Source organism: Burkholderia sp. RF2-non_BP3, assembly GCF_001522185.1.
Taxonomy (GTDB): Bacteria; Pseudomonadota; Gammaproteobacteria; order Burkholderiales; family Burkholderiaceae; genus Burkholderia; species Burkholderia diffusa.
Genome location: NZ_LOSU01000024.1, coordinates 166,614 through 183,757 on the forward strand (window position 1 = coordinate 166,614; position 17,144 = coordinate 183,757).

The window sequence follows — 17,144 nt, forward strand, 5'->3', positions numbered from 1 at the left end:
GTCGTCGCGACGCTCGGCGTCGGCGTGACGCGATCGGCATCTGTTTGAAGAAACGCAGCGCGTGCGTGCGAGCCGCGCACGACGCGATGACGTATCGATGCACCGACCCGGCCCGCCGGGCGGCGCTGCGTCGCCGTCAGCCTGCCTTGCGGCGCCGCGCCGGCTGCTGCTTGCCGCCGAGCGCCGCGCATTTGGCGTGACACGGGCAGCCGGTCTCATGGTCGTTGACCATCCCGGTTGCCTGCATCAGCGCGTAGCAGATCGTCGAGCCGACGAACTTGCAGCCGTATTCCTTCAGCGCCTTGCTGAGCGCATCGGACTCGGCGGTCGACGCGGGCGCGTCGCGATACGACTGCCACGCGTTCTGCACCGGCGTATGGTCGACGAACGACCACAGGAATTGCGCGAGCGACCCGTGGTCGTCGCGAATGCGCTGCACGGCCCGCGCATTGGTCACCGCGGATTCCACCTTCGCGCGATTGCGCACGATGCCCGGATTTTCGAGCAGCTTCTCGATGCGCTTCGGCGTGAAGCGCGCGACCGCGTCGACATCGAACTCGGCGAACGCCTCGCGATAGCCGGCGCGCTTGTTCAGGATCGTCGACCACGACAGCCCCGCCTGCGCGCCTTCCAGAATCAGCATTTCGAACAGATGGCGATCGTCATGCGACGGCACGCCCCACTCGGTATCGTGATAGTGAGCATCCGCTTCCGTCCTTACCCAGTTGCACCGCTGCGACATCGTCAGCCTCGTTCCAGAGTCGATTCGATCGTGCCAGCATAGCGGAAGGTCCATTCGCGGCATAGCTGGCCGAACGGCAGATGGGCGCGCGGCGCCGATCCGGTTAAGCTTGGCGCCTGTTCGAATCAGCAGGATCAACGCATGACGGCACTACTTTTTGCGATCGGCATCGACGGCGGCGGCACCGGCACCCGTGCGGTACTGGCCGACCGGCACGGGCGCGAGCTCGCACAGGGGCGCGGCGGCCCGTCGGGGCTCGGCCTCGGCATCGAGCGCGCGTGGGCATCGATCGGCGCGGCCTGCGCCGACGCCTTCACGCGGGCCGGGCTCGCGTTCGACTGGTCGCAATGCGCGCTCGGTTGCGGGCTCGCGGGCGTCAACAACGCCGCGTGGCTCGCCGCGTTCCGTGCGCAGGCGCCGCTCGACGCGCTCGCGATCGAGAGCGACGCGTATACGACCGTCGTCGGCGCGCACGGCGGCGCGCCGGGGCTCATCGTCGCACTCGGCACGGGCAGCATCGCGGCGGCGCTCGACGCGGCGGGCGACTGCCGCATCGCGGGCGGCTTCGGTTTTCCGTCCGGCGACGAGGCGAGCGGCGCGTGGCTCGGCATGCGCGCGCTTGCATACGCGCAGCAGGCGCTCGACGGCCGCGTGCCGCGCGACGCGTTCGCCGGCGCGCTGCTCGCGGAAACGGGTGTGCACGATCGCGACGCGCTCGTCCAGTGGTCGTGCGATGCGAACCAGACGATCTACGCGCGCCTCGCGCCGATCGTGTTCGCGCACCGCGACCATCCTTGTGCGGCGGCGCTGATCGCGCAGGCCGGCGAAGAGATCGGCAAGATGATCGACGCGCTCGATCCGCGGCAGGCGTTGCCGGTCGCGCTGTGCGGCGGGCTGGCCGACGCGCTGGCGCCGGCCGTGCCGGCGCGCCACGCGGCCCGGCTGCGCGCGCCGCTCGACGATTCCGCGCACGGCGCGTTGTGGCTTGCGTTGCAGGCATTGAGGGCAGCCGAAGCGGGGTGAGCGGTTCAAATGGGCAGCGTGCGGTGAGTGGTGAGCCGGCCGGGCAGGCCGAATGGCCCGAAACCGGCTCGTTCCCCAACCGCCCGGCGGCCCCGCGGGCACGACGTTAAAATGGCGGTTCCGCAGCGTCCTGCGCGCCATTCACCCGTCCCCATGTACAAAGTCATCGCCACCGATCTCGACGGCACCCTGCTGAACAGCGACCACCAGCTCGATCCGTACACGATCGAGACCGTCCGCCGGCTCGACCGCGACGGCCTGCAATTCGTGATCGCGACGGGGCGCCACTATGCGGACGTCGCCGGCATCCGCGACGTGCTGGGCATCCGGCCGTACCTGATCACGTCGAACGGCGCGCGCGTGCATGCGCCGGACGACACGGCGATCCACGCGCAGGACATCGATCCCGCGATCGTCCGCGGCCTCGTGCAGCCGGGCGTGACCGGCGCGCACGGGCGCGTGATCGTCAACCTGTTCACCGACCGCGGCTGGCTGATCGACCGCGACGCGCCGCACCTGCTCGAATTCCACCAGGATTCGGGATTCCGGTACGACGTGATCGACATGTCCGCGCACGACGGCGCCGATATCGCGAAGGTGCTGTACATCGGCGAGCCGGCCGATCTGGCGGTGGTCGCCGAGCAGATGCGCGTGCGGTTCGGCGATGCGCTGTACGTCACGTATTCGCTGCCCGACTGTCTCGAAGTGATGACCGCCAACGTGTCGAAGGGCCGCGCGCTGCGTGCGGTGCTCGCGCGGCTCGGCGTCGACGCCGGCCACTGCATCGCGTTCGGCGACAACATGAACGACATCGACCTGCTCGAAACGGCCGGTCACGCGTTCATGATGAACAACGCGAACCCCGACCTGATCGCGCACCTGCCGCACATCCCGCGGATCGGCAACAACTTCGACGCGGGCGTCGCCCGCCACCTGCGCACGCTGTTCGCGCTCGAGGACACCCTCGACGGCGTCGCCGCTTCCTGAGCGGCCATGAAAAACGGGCGCCAGCGGCGCCCGTCCAAATTACCTGCCTCTATGTTGTTCGACAGCGTGAGGCTCGCTGCTCTGCTCGCGTGACCCCGTAGCGTTTTATTCGTTGGTGCGAGCGGATGCGGGCAGGAGGCCGACGGCATCGTCGCGCCCCGCGATGAGCGGATAGACGATCCCCGCGATTGCCGCACCGATGATCGGCGCGATCCAGAACAGCCACAGCTGGCCGATCGCCTCGCCGCCCACGAACAGCGCCGGGCCGGTCGAGCGGGCCGGGTTCACCGACGTGTTGGTGACCGGGATGGAGATCAGGTGAATCAACGTCAGGCACAGGCCGATCGCGATCGGCGCGAAGCCGGCCGGCGCGCGCTTGTCGGTGGCGCCGAGAATCACGAACAGGAAGAAGGCCGTCATCACGACTTCGCAGATGAACGCCGCGCCGAGCGAGTAATGGCCGGGCGAGCGCTCGCCGAAGCCGTTCGTCGCAAAGCCGCTGCCGACGACGTCGAAGCCCGGCTTGCCGGTCGCGATCAGGTACAGCACGAACGCACCCAGCGTGGCGCCGACCACCTGCGCAACGATGTACGGCGCGAGATCGCGCGCCGGGAAGCGGCCGGCGACCGTCAGGCCGACGCTCACCGCCGGATTCAGGTGGCAGCCCGAAATATGGCCGATCGCGAATGCCATCGTCAGCACGGTCAGGCCGAAGGCGAGTGCGACGCCGGCAAAGCCGATGCCGAGGCCCGGAAAGGCGGCGGCCAGCACGGCGCTTCCGCACCCGCCGAGCACCAGCCAGAACGTGCCGAATACCTCTGCAGCCAGACGCTGAGAAAGATTCATGTAAGGACCTCGTTCAAGTGGGTTGAAGACAAACGGGCGACCGGAGTTTTATTCCGACGCCCGGAATTGGTCTGGATTATAGGAAATGAATCGGCTTCGCGAGGGTCAACGATTGTTAAATTTGAATGGCGGGCGAATGGCTTTTATTAGAATAAGTCCGCATTCTCGATATCGACGAATCGGTTAAAGATGACAGCATTAAATTCGAAGAGCAGGGCGGCAGTACGATGACGTAACGGATGTTGGCGTTCCGGCCGGACTCGCTGGAGCCGCATCATGGAAAAGGGGAGTCGAAAAATGTCTCAATACGCGAAACTCAAGGCGCAGATCGCCGAGCTGCAGGCCCAGGCGGACGACGTGCGTCGCCAGGAAGTGGCGACGGTGATCGCCGACGTCCAGCGGATGATTGCCGAATATGGCCTGACGGCCGAGGACCTGGGCTTCGCGGAGCGCGCGCGGCGCGGCCGTCCGCCGAAAAAGGCGCCGCTGCCCCCGAAATACCGCGACCCGAAGTCGGGCGCAACCTGGAGCGGGCGCGGCAAGCCGCCGAATTGGATCGTCGGGAAAAACCGCGATCGTTTCCTGATCGAATGACCGCGCAAAAAGAAAGAGCCGCATCGACGATGCGGCTCTTTGGCGTTTTCGGAATTTTCACGCCGATTTCGGCGCGAATTTCACCGGATATTTCCTGACGAATTTCGGCGTCAGGCGCCCGCGACCTGACGCAAGACCGGCCGTTTTGCCGCCGTGCAAAGCGATTCGTAAGTTTCGACATAACGCCGCGCCATCGCTTTCGAGCTGAAGCGCGTATCGAAACGTGCGCGGATCGCGTCGCGCGACAGGCTGTCGATCCGGTGCAGCGCACCGACGGCGCCCTGCACGTCCTCGACGATGAAGCCGGTCACGCCGTCCTCGATCACTTCCGGCACCGAGCCGCGGTTGAACGCGACGACCGGCGTGCCGCAGGCCATCGCCTCGATCATCACCAGGCCGAACGGCTCCGGCCAGTCGATCGGGAACAGCAGCGCCTTCGCGCCGGACAGGAACGCCGGCTTCTGCGCCTCGTTGATCTCGCCGATGAATTCGACGTGCGCCTCGCCGAGCAGCGGCTCGATCACTTCCTTGAAGTAATCGGCGTCGGCCTTGTCGACCTTCGCGGCGATCTTCAGCGGCAACCCGCTTTGCGCGGCGATCCGGATCGCGGTGTCGACCCGCTTTTCGGGGCAGATCCGGCCGAGGAACGCGAGGTATTCGGGCTTCACGTGCGGTTGCGGCGTGAGCAGCGTGTCGGGCAGCCCGTGATACACGGTGCCGGCCCACGCGGCCTGCGGCAGCGGCTTGCGCTGGTTGTTCGAGATCGACACGACCGGCGCGTCCGGGAAGGCGTCGAACACCGGCTGCAGCTCCGGCAGGTCGAGGCGGCCGTGCAGCGTCGTCACGTAAGGCGTATCGAGGCGCGACATCAGCGAGAACGGCATGTAGTCGAGGTGGAAGTGCAGCACGTCGAATTCGTGCGCGACACGGGCGACCTGTTCGATCAGGCGCATATGGGGCGCCATCGAGTCGCGGATCGACGGGTCGAGCCGCAGGGCGCGCGGCCATGCCGCCTCGAGACGGGCGGACGTGACGGAGTCGCCGCTCGCGAACAGCGTCACGTCGTGGCCAAGCTCGACGAGCGCCTCGGTGAGGTAGGACACGACACGCTCGGTGCCGCCATAGAGTTTCGGCGGGACAGCTTCGTAAAGCGGCGCGATCTGGGCAATACGCATGGGCGTTCTCCGGTGTCGACCAGCGCAGGGCGCTCGAGTGCGCATGCTGGTCAGATGCAGGGTTGCGGAACTCGCCGACGCACGCGCTCTGCGGTACGTGGCCCGGTCCGGGGCGCGGTGCGCGGGAGGCCGGGCGGCAAGCTGCGGGGCGGGCCGGCACGGCTCCCGCCGCCGCCCATTGGAGTCCATTATCGATATCGCCTTCAGGGGTTCGAGTGTTTTTTCAAACACTTAAGGCTTGTTACACCATGAAATACGCGAAAACCCCGATAAAAAGGGTGCGGAAACATAAAGCGATATGGCAACGAGAATTGTTGCGCTATCGTGAAAAACCACTATAATTTTTACCGATTCACTTTCCGGCAGCCTTGTCGGAAGGCCTCCAGCCGGATTTGTCCCATGCGGTACCGCATCGTCGACGAATTCGCGCGTCACTCGCCCCGCCGTTTGTTCCCTTTCAATTCGCTTTGTCGGAAAAATTCCTACACGGTTTACAGACAAATCCTGCGCGGCATACGCCACTTCGCTGATACCGACATAAATCCCGTTTGGCCAAAATTCGCCCTGTAAGACTATAAACGTGCCGACGGTGCGCCCAGCGCGGCCTGATCGAGCAAACGTTTTCATAACATGAAAGGCCAAAGCAAAGCTCTTAACGGGGGAATCATGAGCGCCACCAGCGAAATGCTCAGTGAGATCAAAGAGGTCAACCTGTCGTACCTCCTCCTCGCGCAGCGCCTGCTGCGGGAAGACAAAGCGATGGGCATGTTCCGCATGGGCGTGTCCCAGGAACTGGCCGACGTGCTCGCGAACCTCACGCTCGCCCAGACCGTGAAGCTCGCCGCATCGAACCAGATGTTGTGCCGCTTCCGCTTCGACGATCACGCGTTGCTGTCGTCGCTCGCCGACAAGGGGCGCAGCGACGTCGTCACGCACGCGCATTCGGCCATCCTGATGGCCGGCCAGCCGGTCGAAAGCGTCCGCTGATCCTTCCCGCCTTGCGTTCGTCCCGGCGCGCCGCGCCGGCCGGCGGCGCTTTGGCCACTCATCCGAACAACGTCAAGCGGACGGTTATTCACCATGGCAAGCAAAAGCGTCGTGATCGAGGTGAAGGAAATCACCCTCGCCATCGAACTGATCGAACTGGGCGCCCGGCTGCAGCTGCTGGAGGCGGAAACGAGCCTGTCGCGCGATCGCCTGATCAAGCTGTACAAGGAGCTGAAGGGCGCGTCGCCGCCGAAGGGGATGCTGCCGTTCTCGACCGACTGGTTCATGACGTGGCAGCCGAACATCCACTCGTCGCTGTTCTACAACATCTACCGGTTCATGCAGGATCACGGCCGCTGCGAGCCGATCCAGTCGATCGTGAAGGCGTACCGGCTCTATCTGGAGCACGTGAACCTGTCCGGCGACGAGGCCGCGCTGAGCCTCACGCGCGCGTGGACGCTGGTGCGCTTCTTCGACTCGGGGATGCTGCAGATGACCCCGTGCACGCGTTGCGGCGGCCACTTCGTCGCGCATGCGCATGATCCGCATCAAGGTTTCGTGTGCGGCCTCTGCCAGCCGCCGTCGCGCGCGGGCAAGACCCGCAAGGCCGCCGCCGCGCGCGCCGAGCTGTCCGCTGCCGCGGCCTGAGCGCCTTCGGGCGGGGCGCGAGCGGACGCCGGACGGCCGCCGCGCGCCGCGCGAACCGGCCGGGGCTTGCTGGTAAACACCGCCGCGCCGCCGCGGCACGACCGCGAAAGTTTTCCTGCCGACTGCCGTAAACCTGATTAACGGCGGTCTCCCCGCCGGTCATTCGTGAGGGACAGGCAGTGCTGATTATCGTGGGAACACTCGTGACGCTGTTGTCCGTCTTCGGCGGTTACGCGCTGGCAGGCGGGCATCTGGGCGCATTGATCCAGCCGGTCGAGATCCTGATGATCGCGGGCGCGGGCGTCGGCGCGTTCATCCTCGGCAACGGCATGAAGACCATCAAGGGGACGCTGCGTGTGCTGCCGACGCTCTTCAAGGGCTCGAAGTACACCAAGGACGTCTATATGGAGCTGATGGCGCTCCTGTACGTGCTGCTCGCCAAGGCGCGCAAGGAAGGCACGCTGACGCTCGAGGCCGACATCGACGATCCGGACAAGAGCCCGATCTTCACGCAATACCCGAAGATCCTCGCCGATCGCCACATCGTCGAATTCCTGACCGATTACCTGCGCCTGATGGTGGGCGGCAACATGAACGCGTTCGAGATCGAGAGCCTGATGGACGAGGAGATCGAGACGCACCACGCCGAAGGCGAGGGCCCGGCGCACGCGCTGATGCGCGTCGGCGACGCGATGCCGGCGTTCGGGATCGTCGCGGCCGTGATGGGCGTCGTCCACACGATGGCATCCGCCGACAAGCCGCCCGCGGTGCTCGGCGCGATGATCGCGCAGGCGCTGGTCGGCACGTTCCTCGGGATCCTGCTGTCGTACGGGCTGATCGGGCCGCTCGCGAGCCTCGCGGAGCAGCGCGTGGCCGAGTCGACCAAGATGTTCCAGTGCATCAAGGTGACGATCCTCGCGAGCCTGAACGGCTATGCGCCGGCGATCGCGGTCGAATTCGGCCGCAAGGTGCTGTTCTCGACCGAGCGGCCGTCGTTCACCGAGCTCGAAGAGCACGTGCGCCGCGTGAAGGCGAAGTGACGCGGAGCGTTCGATGAGCAAGAACAAGGATCGCGCGATCGTCGTGAAACGGGTGGCCCCGCAGAAGAAGGGCCACCACGGCGGCGCATGGAAGCTCGCCTATGCCGACTTCATGACCGCGATGATGGCGTTCTTCCTGCTGATGTGGCTGTTGAGCTCGGTCACGCCGGTGCAGCTGAAGGGGATCGCCGAGTACTTCAACACGCCGCTGAAGGCCGCGCTGTTCGGCAGCGGCGATCGCAGCTCGCAGGACTCCAGCATCATCAACGGCGGCGGCCGCGACCTGTCGAGCCTCGACGCCGGCTCGCTGCGCCGCACCGACGGCACGACGTCGCTCGCCGACCGCGTCGCGAAGGCCGGCGACGACAAGACGCGCTCGCAGGCGCAGGGCGCGCAGGACCGGCTCGAGCAGACGCGCCTGCACGACCTGCAGATCAAGCTGATGGCGGCGATCGAGGCGAACCCGACGCTGCGCCAGTTCAAGCAGCAGATCCGCATCGATTCGACGCTGATGGGGCTGCGCATCGAGATCGTCGATACGCAGAAGCGGCCGATGTTCGCGATGTCGAGCGACCACGTCGAGCCGTACATGCGCGACATCCTGCGCGAGATCGGCAAGACGCTGAACGACGTGCCGAACCGGATCATTGTCCAGGGCCACACCGACGCGGTGCCGTACGCGGGCGGCGAGGGCGGCTACAGCAACTGGGAGCTGTCGGCCGACCGCGCGAACGCGTCGCGCCGCGAGCTGATCGCGGGCGGCATGGACGAGGCGAAGGTGCTGCGCGTGCTCGGCCTCGCGTCGACGCAGAACCTGAACAAGGCCGATCCGCTCGATCCGGAAAACCGCCGGATCAGCGTGATCGTGCTGAATCGCAAATCCGAAGACGCGCTGATGCGCGACGACGCGACGACCACGACGCTGTCGGCCGACGCGGCGGGCTCGAAGCTGCTGGCCCAGCAGCTCGACGGCCCGGCGCCGGCCGCGCGACCGGCGCTCGCGAGCGCCGTCGCCGTGGCGCCGAAACCCTGACGTTTCCCAGATTTCGAGACAGACATGATCCGAACCATTCTCGCCATCGACGACTCGGCGACCATGCGCGCGCTGCTGCAGGCGACGCTGGCGCAGGCCGGCTACGACGTGACGGTGGCGCCGGACGGCGAAGCCGGCTTCGACATGGCGGCCACCGTGCCGTACGACCTGGTGCTGACCGACCAGAACATGCCGCGCAAGAACGGGCTCGAGGTGATCGCCTCGCTGCGCAAGCTGACGGCATACGCGGATACGCCGATCCTCGTGCTGACCACCGAAGGCAGCGATGCCTTCAAGGACGCCGCGCGCGACGCGGGCGCGACCGGCTGGATCGAAAAGCCGATCGACCCGGCCGTGCTGATCGACCTGGTCGCGACGCTCTCCGAGCAGACCGCCTCCTGACATGTACGCGACGAATTCAACCGGTGACCGGGCATGACTCTCGACATCACGCAGTTCTACCAGACCTTTTTCGACGAAGCGGACGAGTTGCTCGCGCAGATGGAGCAGCTGCTGCTGAACCTCGATGTCGGCTCGCCCGACCCCGAGGATCTGGCCGCGATCTTCCGCGCCGCGCATTCGATCAAGGGCGGCGCGGCGACCTTCGGCTTTTCCGCGCTGACCGAGACGACCCACATCCTCGAGTCGCTGCTCGACCGCGCGCGCAACCATGAGCTGACGCTGACCAAGGAAATGGTCGACGCGTTCCTCGAGACCAAGGACGTGCTGTCCGACCAGCTGGTCGACTATCGCGCCAGCGCGGAACCGGACGCGGCGGCTGCCGCGACGATCTGCGCGAAGCTCGAACGTCTGAAGGCCGAGAGCGGCGCGGGTGCGCCCGCGGCCGCGGACGTCGCGCCTGCGGTGCCGGCCGAGGCGGCCGCACCGGCGCCGGCGCCCGTCGCCGACGACCGCGCGCCCGATCACGTGGTCGAACAGGCCGTCGCGGCCGCGCATCCGGCGGACGACGCCGGCGCGGGCGGCCCGCACCTGAAGATCACGCTCGTCGGCGTCGACGCGAAGGACCAGGCGCTGCTCACCGAGGAACTCGGCAATCTCGGCCGGATCGTCGGCCGCGAGGAAGCGGGCGCGGACCTGACGCTGTGGCTCGAATCGGACGTGCCGTCCGACGACATCGTCGCCGTGTGCTGCTTCGTGATCGACGACAGCCAGATCCGCATCGCGCGCGGCACCGCGCCGGCCGCACCGGCGGCGCCTGCCGCCGCGCCGGCCCCGCTCGAACCGGCCGCCGCGCCGGAGCCGGCCGCACGCGTCGAGGTATTCGCGCAAGCCGCCGGTGCCGCGCCGGCCGCCGCCGCATCGCAAGCGCCGGCGCAGCCGGGCGCCGCCGCGCAACCGGCGCCGCAAGCGGCTCCGCAACCGCACGCCGAAGCCGCCGCGCCGGCTGCCCACGCCGCCGCCCACCACGACGACAAGCGTCCGCGCCCGGCCGCCGCCGCATCGGGCGCCGAAGGCAGCTCGATCCGCGTCGGCGTCGAGAAGGTCGACCAGCTGATCAACCTGGTCGGCGAACTCGTGATCACGCAGGCGATGCTCGCGGAAACGGCGAGCGCATTCGATCCGGCGCTGCACGACCGCCTCTTCAACGGGATGGCGCAACTGGAACGCAACGCGCGCGACCTGCAGGAAGCGGTGATGTCGATCCGCATGATGCCGATGGACTACGTGTTCAGCCGCTTCCCGCGCCTCGTGCGCGACCTGGCCGGCAAGCTCGGCAAGCAGGTGGAGCTCGTCACGTTCGGCCAGGCGACCGAGCTCGACAAGAGCCTGATCGAGCGGATCATCGACCCGCTCACCCACCTCGTGCGCAACAGCCTCGACCACGGGATCGAGACCGTCGACAAACGCGTCGCCGCCGGCAAGGACGCGGTCGGCCAGCTCGTGCTGTCGGCCGCGCATCACGGCGGCAACATCGTGATCGAGGTCAGCGACGACGGCGGCGGCCTGAACCGCGAGCGGATTCTCGCGAAGGCCGCGAAGCAGGGCATGCAGATTCCCGACACCATCAGCGACGACGAAGTCTGGCAACTGATCTTCGCGCCGGGCTTCTCGACCGCCGAGACGGTGACCGACGTGTCGGGCCGCGGCGTCGGGATGGACGTCGTGAAGCGCAACATCCAGTCGATGGGCGGCCACGTCGAGATCAGCTCGCAGGCCGGCCGCGGCACGACCACGCGGATCGTGCTGCCGCTCACGCTCGCGATCCTCGACGGGATGTCGGTGAAGGTCGGCACGGAGATATTCATCCTGCCGCTGAACTTCGTGATGGAGTCGCTGCAGCCGTCGAACGACGACATCTACACGGTCGGCAACGGCGAGCGCGTGGTGCGCGTGCGCGGCGAATACCTGCCGCTCGTCGCGCTGCACGAGGTGTTCTCGGTCGAGGACGCGCGCACGGATCCGACCCAGGGAATCGTCACGATCATGGAAACCGAGGGGCGCCGCTTCGCGATGCTGATCGACGAACTGGTCGGCCAGCAGCAGGTGGTCGTGAAGAACCTCGAAACGAATTACCGCAAGGTGCACGGCATCTCGGCGGCGACCATCCTCGGCGACGGCAGCGTCGCACTGATCGTCGACGTCGCGGCGCTGAACCGTGAAACCCGTGCGACGCACGGCGCCCGAGCCGGCGCCGAGCTCGCCATCTTCTGACTCTCGCCATTCAACCGATTGGGGGCAAACGTGTCTGCTGAAGTCCAAATGATCAATCCGGCCGCGGCGAACGCGGCAACCAGCCGCCGCGACGCGGAGCAGGGCGATGCGACGGGCCAGGAGTTCCTCGTCTTCACGCTCGGCGACGAGGAATACGGGATCGACATCCTGAAGGTGCAGGAAATCCGCGGCTACGACAGCGTCACGCGCATCGCGAACGCGCCGGACTTCATCAAGGGCGTGATCAACCTGCGCGGCATCATCGTGCCGATCGTCGACATGCGGATCAAGTTCCATCTCGGCCGCGTCGAGTACGACCACCAGACCGTCGTGATCATCCTGAACGTGTCGAACCGCGTGGTCGGGATGGTGGTCGACGGCGTGTCGGACGTGCTGACGCTGCAGACCGACCAGATCATGCCGGCGCCGGAGTTCGGCGCGACGCTGACGACCGAGTACCTGACGGGCCTCGGCACCGTCGATGGCCGGATGCTGATCCTGATGGACATCGAGAAGCTGATGTCGAGCCGGGAAATGGCGCTGATCGAGACGCTCGGCGGGTAAGCGCGCCGCGCGCGCAGGAATTTCGGGAGAATCTGCAATGTTGCATAACTGGTCGATCCGCACGACGCTCACGGCGGTCGGACTCATCCTCGTGTGCCTGGCCGCCGCGGTCGGCGGGCTCGGCCTCTACGCGCTCAATCACGCGAGCCGTTCGCTCGACGAGATCGCGCACGTCGACCTGCCGGCGATTCACACGCTGGACGACACGGCCGCGCACCTGCTGCGCTCGCGCATTGCGCTCGATCGCTTCCGTACGCTGACCGAAGCCGGCAATACGGCCGAGGCGGCGAAGGTGCTCGACCGTGCGCAGGAGCTGTATACGAAGTCGAACCAGAACTGGCAGGCGTTCCAGTCGACGCCGAAGCTCGGCGTCGAGCAGGCGCTCGTCGACGAGCTCACCGCCCGCTACACGACGATCGTGAAGGAAGGCGTCGAGCCCGAATTTGCCGCGGCGCGCGCGGGCGACATGGCGGCGTACCACGCGATTGCCGACGCGAAGATCAGCCCGATGTTCGTCGCGTTCGACCAGACGGCGGCGGCCGTGATCGCATCGCTGCAGAAGCGCGCGGAAGAACGCCAGGCCGCGACGCAGTCGCAGATCTCGCTGATGGTCGCGCTGATCGCGGCCGGCATCGCGATCGCGTTCGTCGTCGTGATCGCGATCCGCTTCGCCATGCGCGGGCTGATCGTGAAGCCGCTCGAGGACGCGATCGCGCACTTCGAGCGCATCGCCGGCGGCGACCTCACGCAGCCGGTGAACGTGTCCAGCAGCAACGAGATCGGCCGTCTGTTCGGCGGCATCAAGCGGATGCAGGACGCCGTGACGACGATGGTGCAGGCCGTGCATCGCGGCACCGAGTCGATCGACGTCGGCGCGCGCGAGATCTCGACCGGCAACACCGACCTGTCGCAGCGCACCGAGGAGCAGGCCGCGTCGCTGCAGGAAACCGCATCGAGCATGGAGCAGCTGACCGGCACCGTGCGGCAGAACGCGGAGAACGCGCGGCAGGCGAGCCAGCTCGCGGTGAACGCGTCCGACATCGCGACGCAGGGCGGCGACGTCGTCGGCCAGGTCGTGTCGACGATGCAGGACATCGCGGCGAGCTCGGGCAAGGTCGTCGACATCATCGGCACGATCGAAGGCATCGCGTTCCAGACCAACATCCTCGCGCTGAACGCGGCGGTCGAAGCCGCGCGCGCGGGCGAGCAGGGCCGCGGTTTCGCCGTGGTCGCGGGCGAAGTGCGCTCGCTGGCGCAACGCAGCGCGAGCGCCGCGAAGGAAATCAAGCAGCTGATCGGCGATTCGGCCGAGAAGGTCGAAAGCGGGTCGGCGCTCGTCGCGCGCGCCGGCTCGACGATGGACGAGATCGTGCAGGCCGTGCGCCGCGTGACCGACATCATGGGCGAGATCAGCGCCGCGTCGGACGAGCAGTCGACCGGCATCGAGCAGGTCAATCGCGCGGTCGGCCAGATGGATTCGGTCACGCAGCAGAACGCGGCGCTCGTCGAGCAGGCCGCGGCGGCGGCCGCCTCGCTCGAGGAGCAGACGCGCCAGATGAAGGCGGTCGTGTCGGAGTGGCGCGTCGCGGGCGGCATCGCGCTCGCGCCGGCGCGCAACGCTGCACGCCCGGCCGCGCACGCAGCGGCGCCGGCGTTGCCGTCGGCGCACCGTCACGAAGCGGCGCCGGCCGCATTGCCGGCACCGCAGCCTGCCGCGCAGCCGGCCCGTCGCGCCGCACCGGCGCCGCATGCCGCGGCACCGGCCGCGAGTCACGAAACCCGGCGCGCGCCGGACGCCGCTGCCGCACGCGCATCGAAGGAAGCGCCGGCCGCGGGCGGCTACGGCCCGCGTCTCGCGAAGGCGGCCGCCGCACCGGCGCCGAAGTCCGCCGAGAAGCCCGCACTGGTACGTCCCGCGCTGAACGGCGAGAAGCCGGCGATGGCGGCGGCCGGCACGTCCGACGACGACTGGGAGACTTTCTAAGCCATGCCGTCCGCGCGCGCACCGTTTCGATCCGATGCACCGGATGCCTCGCCCCGCGCGGGCGAGCCGGGGCGCGACTTCGCGTTTACCGGCGCGGATTTCGCACGCATCCGCGCGCTGATCCATCAACGCGCGGGCATTTCCCTGTCCGAGCACAAGCGCGACATGGCGTACAGCCGGCTCGCACGCCGGCTGCGCGCACGCGGCCTCGACACGTTCCGCGACTACCTCGACCTGCTCGAGCAGGAGGACGATCCGCTCGAGTGGGAAGCGTTCACCAACGCGCTGACGACGAACCTGACCGCGTTCTTTCGCGAGTCGCACCATTTCCCGATCCTCGCCGACTTCGTGAAGCGTCGCGCGGCGCCCGTGTCGGTGTGGTGCTCGGCGGCGTCGACCGGCGAGGAGCCTTACTCGATCGCGATCACGCTGATCGAGGCGCTCGGCGAATCGGCCGCGCGCGGCGCATCGATCCTCGCGACCGATCTCGACACGCAGGTGCTCGCGAAGGCCGAGGCCGGCATCTACACGTACGACCAGGTCAAGCACCTGAGCCCGGAGCGGCTCAAGCGCTTCTTCCTGAAGGGCACCGGCGCGCAGGCCGGCCGCGTGAAGGTGCGCCCGGAACTGCGCGCGATGATCCGCTTCGAGCAACTGAACCTGACCGATGCCGACTACGGGATCGCGAAGCCGTTCGACGCGATCTTCTGCCGCAACGTGATGATCTATTTCGACAAGCCGACGCAGGGGCAGGTGCTGTCGCGCTTCGAGCCGCTCGTGAAGCCGGGCGGCCTGCTGTTCGCCGGGCATTCGGAGAATTTCACGTACGTCTCGCAGGCGTTCCGGCTGCGCGGGCAGACGGTGTACGAACTGACGCGCGATGCCGCGCCGGGCCTGCGCCCGCACGGCGCCGCGCCGGCCGCGGCGGCGCCGCGCGCCCATGCGCGTGCCGTGGGCGCCGTGCCCGCTTACGGAGAACGCGGATGAGCGCCCTGCCGATCGCGACCAATCGCTACTTCGACAACCACTTCGAACGCCCCGGCGTGAAGCTGCTGCCGAACGAGTTCTACACGACGTCCGAGGACATGGTGCTGATGACCGTGCTCGGCTCGTGCGTCGCCGCGTGCCTGCACGACCCGTTGGCGGGCATCGGCGGGATGAATCACTTCATGCTGCCCGACGACGGCGCCGATGCCGGCGCGGCCGCGTCGGAGTCGATGCGCTACGGCGCGTACGCGATGGAAGTGCTGATCAACGAACTGATCAAGGCCGGCGGGCGCCGCGAGCGCCTCGAGGCGAAGGTGTTCGGCGGCGCGGCCGTGCTGGCCGGGATGACGACCATCAACATCGGCGACCGCAACGCGGATTTCGTGCGCCGCTACCTCGCGCTCGAACGCATCCGCATCACCGCGGAGGACTTGCAGGGCGTGCACCCGCGCAAGGTCGCGTTCATGCCGCGCACCGGCCGCGCGATGGTGAAGAAGCTGCGGCTGCAGGTGCCGGGCGTGACCGAGCGCGAAGCCGCGCTGGCGCGCGAGGCCGACCGCGTGCGCGCCGAGCGGCCGCGCGCGCACGTCGAGCTGTTCGCGGCGAAGCGGCCGGCCGCGCCGCCGCCGGCACGCCCGCGCATCGAGCTGTTCGGCGCACGCGGCGGCGCGGGCGCGCAGACGACGAACACGAAGGCCGGCAGCCCGTTTGCGGCCAACCTTTCGAGAAAGCAGGAGGCATGACCGCAGTGCAGAAGATCAAAGTGTTGTGCGTCGACGACTCGGCGCTGATCCGCAGCCTGATGACGGAGATCATCAACAGCCAGCCCGACATGGAAGTGTGCGCGACCGCGCCCGATCCGCTCGTCGCGCGCGAGCTCATCAAGCAGCACAACCCCGACGTCCTGACGCTGGACGTCGAAATGCCGCGCATGGACGGGCTCGACTTCCTCGAGAAGCTGATGCGCCTGCGGCCGATGCCGGTCGTGATGGTGTCGTCGCTGACCGAGCGCGGCTCCGAAATCACGCTGCGCGCGCTCGAACTCGGCGCGGTGGATTTCGTCACGAAGCCGCGCGTCGGGATTCGCGACGGCATGCTCGACTACGCGGAAAAGCTCGCGGACAAGATCCGCGCCGCATCGCGCGCCCGCGTGCGCCAGACGCCGCAGCCGCAGGCCGCCGCGCGCGCGGCGAGCGGCCAGCCGGCCGCGCCGATGGTCAACAACCCGCTCGTCAGTACCGAGAAGCTGATCATCATCGGCGCGTCGACGGGCGGCACCGAGGCGATCCGCGAGGTGCTGACGCCGCTGCCGCCGGACGCGCCGGCGGTGCTGATCGCGCAGCACATGCCGCCCGGCTTCACGAAGTCCTTCGCGCAGCGGCTGAACGGCCTGTGCCGGATCGCGGTGAAGGAAGCCGAGCACGGCGAGCGCGTGCTGCCGGGCCATGCGTACATCGCGCCGGGCCATGCGCACCTGCTGCTCGCGCGCAGCGGCGCGAACTACATCGCGCAGCTGTCCGACGAGCCGCCGGTGAACCGGCACCGGCCGTCGGTCGACGTGCTGTTCCGCTCGGCGGCGCAGCATGCGGGCAAGAACGCGATCGGCGTGATCCTCACGGGGATGGGCCGCGACGGCGCGGCCGGCCTGCTGGACATGAAGCGCGCGGGCGCCCACACGTTCGCGCAGGACGAGGCGAGCTGCATCGTGTTCGGGATGCCGCGCGAGGCGATCGCGCTCGGCGGCGCGGACGAGGTCGCGCCGCTTTCGGAGATGAGCCGGCGCGTGATGGCGCGACTGGCGACGATGGGCGACCGCGTGCAGCGCGTCTGAATGAAATGTCAGGGGGCGCGTGCGATGCTG

General features: G+C 68.0%; 18 protein-coding genes. 14 read left to right on the forward strand and 4 right to left on the reverse strand.

Going from position 1 to position 17,144, the window contains the following annotated elements; all coding sequences use genetic code 11:
* Positions 1 to 136: 136 nt before the first annotated feature.
* Positions 137 to 742, reverse strand: a complete 606-nt coding sequence (locus WS45_RS10060; RefSeq protein ID WP_059533507.1) for a DNA-3-methyladenine glycosylase I — start codon at positions 740 to 742, stop codon at positions 137 to 139.
* Positions 743 to 883: 141 nt separating this feature from the next.
* On the opposite strand from WS45_RS10060, the gene WS45_RS10065 reads away from it, so the two are divergent.
* Together WS45_RS10065 and WS45_RS10070 are read left to right on the forward strand one after the other, a co-directional pair.
* Positions 884 to 1,765, forward strand: a complete 882-nt coding sequence (locus tag WS45_RS10065) for a BadF/BadG/BcrA/BcrD ATPase family protein (protein ID WP_059699642.1) — start codon at positions 884 to 886, stop codon at positions 1,763 to 1,765.
* 153 nt (positions 1,766 to 1,918) lie between these two features.
* Positions 1,919 to 2,752: a Cof-type HAD-IIB family hydrolase gene (locus WS45_RS10070; protein ID WP_059699644.1), complete on the forward strand. Its 834-nt coding sequence runs from the start codon at positions 1,919 to 1,921 to the stop codon at positions 2,750 to 2,752.
* Between the two features lie 105 nt (positions 2,753 to 2,857).
* Here WS45_RS10070 and aqpZ read toward each other — a convergent pair whose 3' ends face one another.
* Positions 2,858 to 3,598 carry an aquaporin Z gene (gene aqpZ, locus WS45_RS10075; protein ID WP_059699646.1) on the reverse strand — a complete coding sequence of 247 codons (741 nt, stop codon included), beginning with the start codon at positions 3,596 to 3,598 and terminating at the stop codon, positions 2,858 to 2,860.
* A gap of 297 nt (positions 3,599 to 3,895) precedes the next feature.
* Between aqpZ and WS45_RS10080 the strand changes: the two genes are divergently transcribed.
* Positions 3,896 to 4,192 carry an H-NS histone family protein gene (locus WS45_RS10080; RefSeq protein WP_059533499.1) on the forward strand — a complete coding sequence of 99 codons (297 nt, stop codon included), beginning with the start codon at positions 3,896 to 3,898 and terminating at the stop codon, positions 4,190 to 4,192.
* Between the two features lie 110 nt (positions 4,193 to 4,302).
* Here WS45_RS10080 and WS45_RS10085 read toward each other — a convergent pair whose 3' ends face one another.
* Positions 4,303 to 5,367 carry a glycosyltransferase family 4 protein gene (locus WS45_RS10085; protein WP_059533497.1) on the reverse strand — a complete coding sequence of 355 codons (1,065 nt, stop codon included), beginning with the start codon at positions 5,365 to 5,367 and terminating at the stop codon, positions 4,303 to 4,305.
* Positions 5,368 to 5,598: 231 nt separating this feature from the next.
* Positions 5,599 to 5,994, reverse strand: a complete 396-nt coding sequence (locus WS45_RS34860) for a hypothetical protein (RefSeq protein ID WP_156437106.1) — start codon at positions 5,992 to 5,994, stop codon at positions 5,599 to 5,601.
* 39 nt (positions 5,995 to 6,033) lie between these two features.
* Here WS45_RS34860 and flhD point away from each other — a divergent pair, with 39 nt between their 5' ends.
* The 11 genes from flhD to WS45_RS10140 all read left to right on the forward strand — a co-directional run bounded on the left by flhD (position 6,034) and on the right by WS45_RS10140 (position 17,114).
* Entirely contained in the window at positions 6,034 to 6,354 is a 321-nt protein-coding gene (gene flhD, locus WS45_RS10090) for a flagellar transcriptional regulator FlhD (protein WP_014895554.1), read from the forward strand.
* A gap of 93 nt (positions 6,355 to 6,447) precedes the next feature.
* Positions 6,448 to 7,002, forward strand: coding sequence for a flagellar transcriptional regulator FlhC (gene flhC / locus WS45_RS10095; RefSeq protein ID WP_059452623.1), 555 nt, complete (start codon positions 6,448 to 6,450; stop codon positions 7,000 to 7,002).
* Positions 7,003 to 7,181: 179 nt separating this feature from the next.
* Positions 7,182 to 8,042: a flagellar motor stator protein MotA gene (gene motA / locus WS45_RS10100; protein ID WP_059452624.1), complete on the forward strand. Its 861-nt coding sequence runs from the start codon at positions 7,182 to 7,184 to the stop codon at positions 8,040 to 8,042.
* Between the two features lie 13 nt (positions 8,043 to 8,055).
* Positions 8,056 to 9,075 carry a flagellar motor protein MotB gene (motB, locus tag WS45_RS10105; protein ID WP_059533495.1) on the forward strand — a complete coding sequence of 340 codons (1,020 nt, stop codon included), beginning with the start codon at positions 8,056 to 8,058 and terminating at the stop codon, positions 9,073 to 9,075.
* Positions 9,076 to 9,099: 24 nt separating this feature from the next.
* Positions 9,100 to 9,477 (forward strand): response regulator, encoded by a 378-nt coding sequence (locus WS45_RS10110; RefSeq protein WP_059533493.1) that lies wholly within the window; start codon positions 9,100 to 9,102, stop codon positions 9,475 to 9,477.
* 33 nt (positions 9,478 to 9,510) lie between these two features.
* Entirely contained in the window at positions 9,511 to 11,748 is a 2,238-nt protein-coding gene (gene cheA, locus WS45_RS10115) for a chemotaxis protein CheA (protein ID WP_059699648.1), read from the forward strand.
* Positions 11,749 to 11,796: 48 nt separating this feature from the next.
* Entirely contained in the window at positions 11,797 to 12,312 is a 516-nt protein-coding gene (cheW, locus tag WS45_RS10120; protein WP_031397017.1) for a chemotaxis protein CheW, read from the forward strand.
* 37 nt (positions 12,313 to 12,349) lie between these two features.
* Complete coding sequence (locus WS45_RS10125) at positions 12,350 to 14,296, forward strand: methyl-accepting chemotaxis protein (RefSeq protein WP_059699650.1); 1,947 nt, start codon at positions 12,350 to 12,352, stop codon at positions 14,294 to 14,296.
* A 3-nt stretch (positions 14,297 to 14,299) separates the two neighbouring features.
* Positions 14,300 to 15,283, forward strand: a complete 984-nt coding sequence (locus tag WS45_RS10130) for a CheR family methyltransferase (RefSeq protein WP_059699652.1) — start codon at positions 14,300 to 14,302, stop codon at positions 15,281 to 15,283.
* The gene (gene cheD, locus WS45_RS10135; protein ID WP_059699654.1) at positions 15,280 to 16,026 is read left to right on the forward strand and encodes a chemoreceptor glutamine deamidase CheD; all 747 of its coding nucleotides are present in this window, start codon (positions 15,280 to 15,282) and stop codon (positions 16,024 to 16,026) included. The genes WS45_RS10130 and cheD overlap by 4 nt, the downstream gene beginning before the upstream one ends.
* Positions 16,023 to 17,114: a protein-glutamate methylesterase/protein-glutamine glutaminase gene (locus WS45_RS10140; RefSeq protein ID WP_059533483.1), complete on the forward strand. Its 1,092-nt coding sequence runs from the start codon at positions 16,023 to 16,025 to the stop codon at positions 17,112 to 17,114. Before cheD ends, WS45_RS10140 begins: the two co-directional genes overlap by 4 nt.
* Positions 17,115 to 17,144 lie beyond the last annotated feature (30 nt).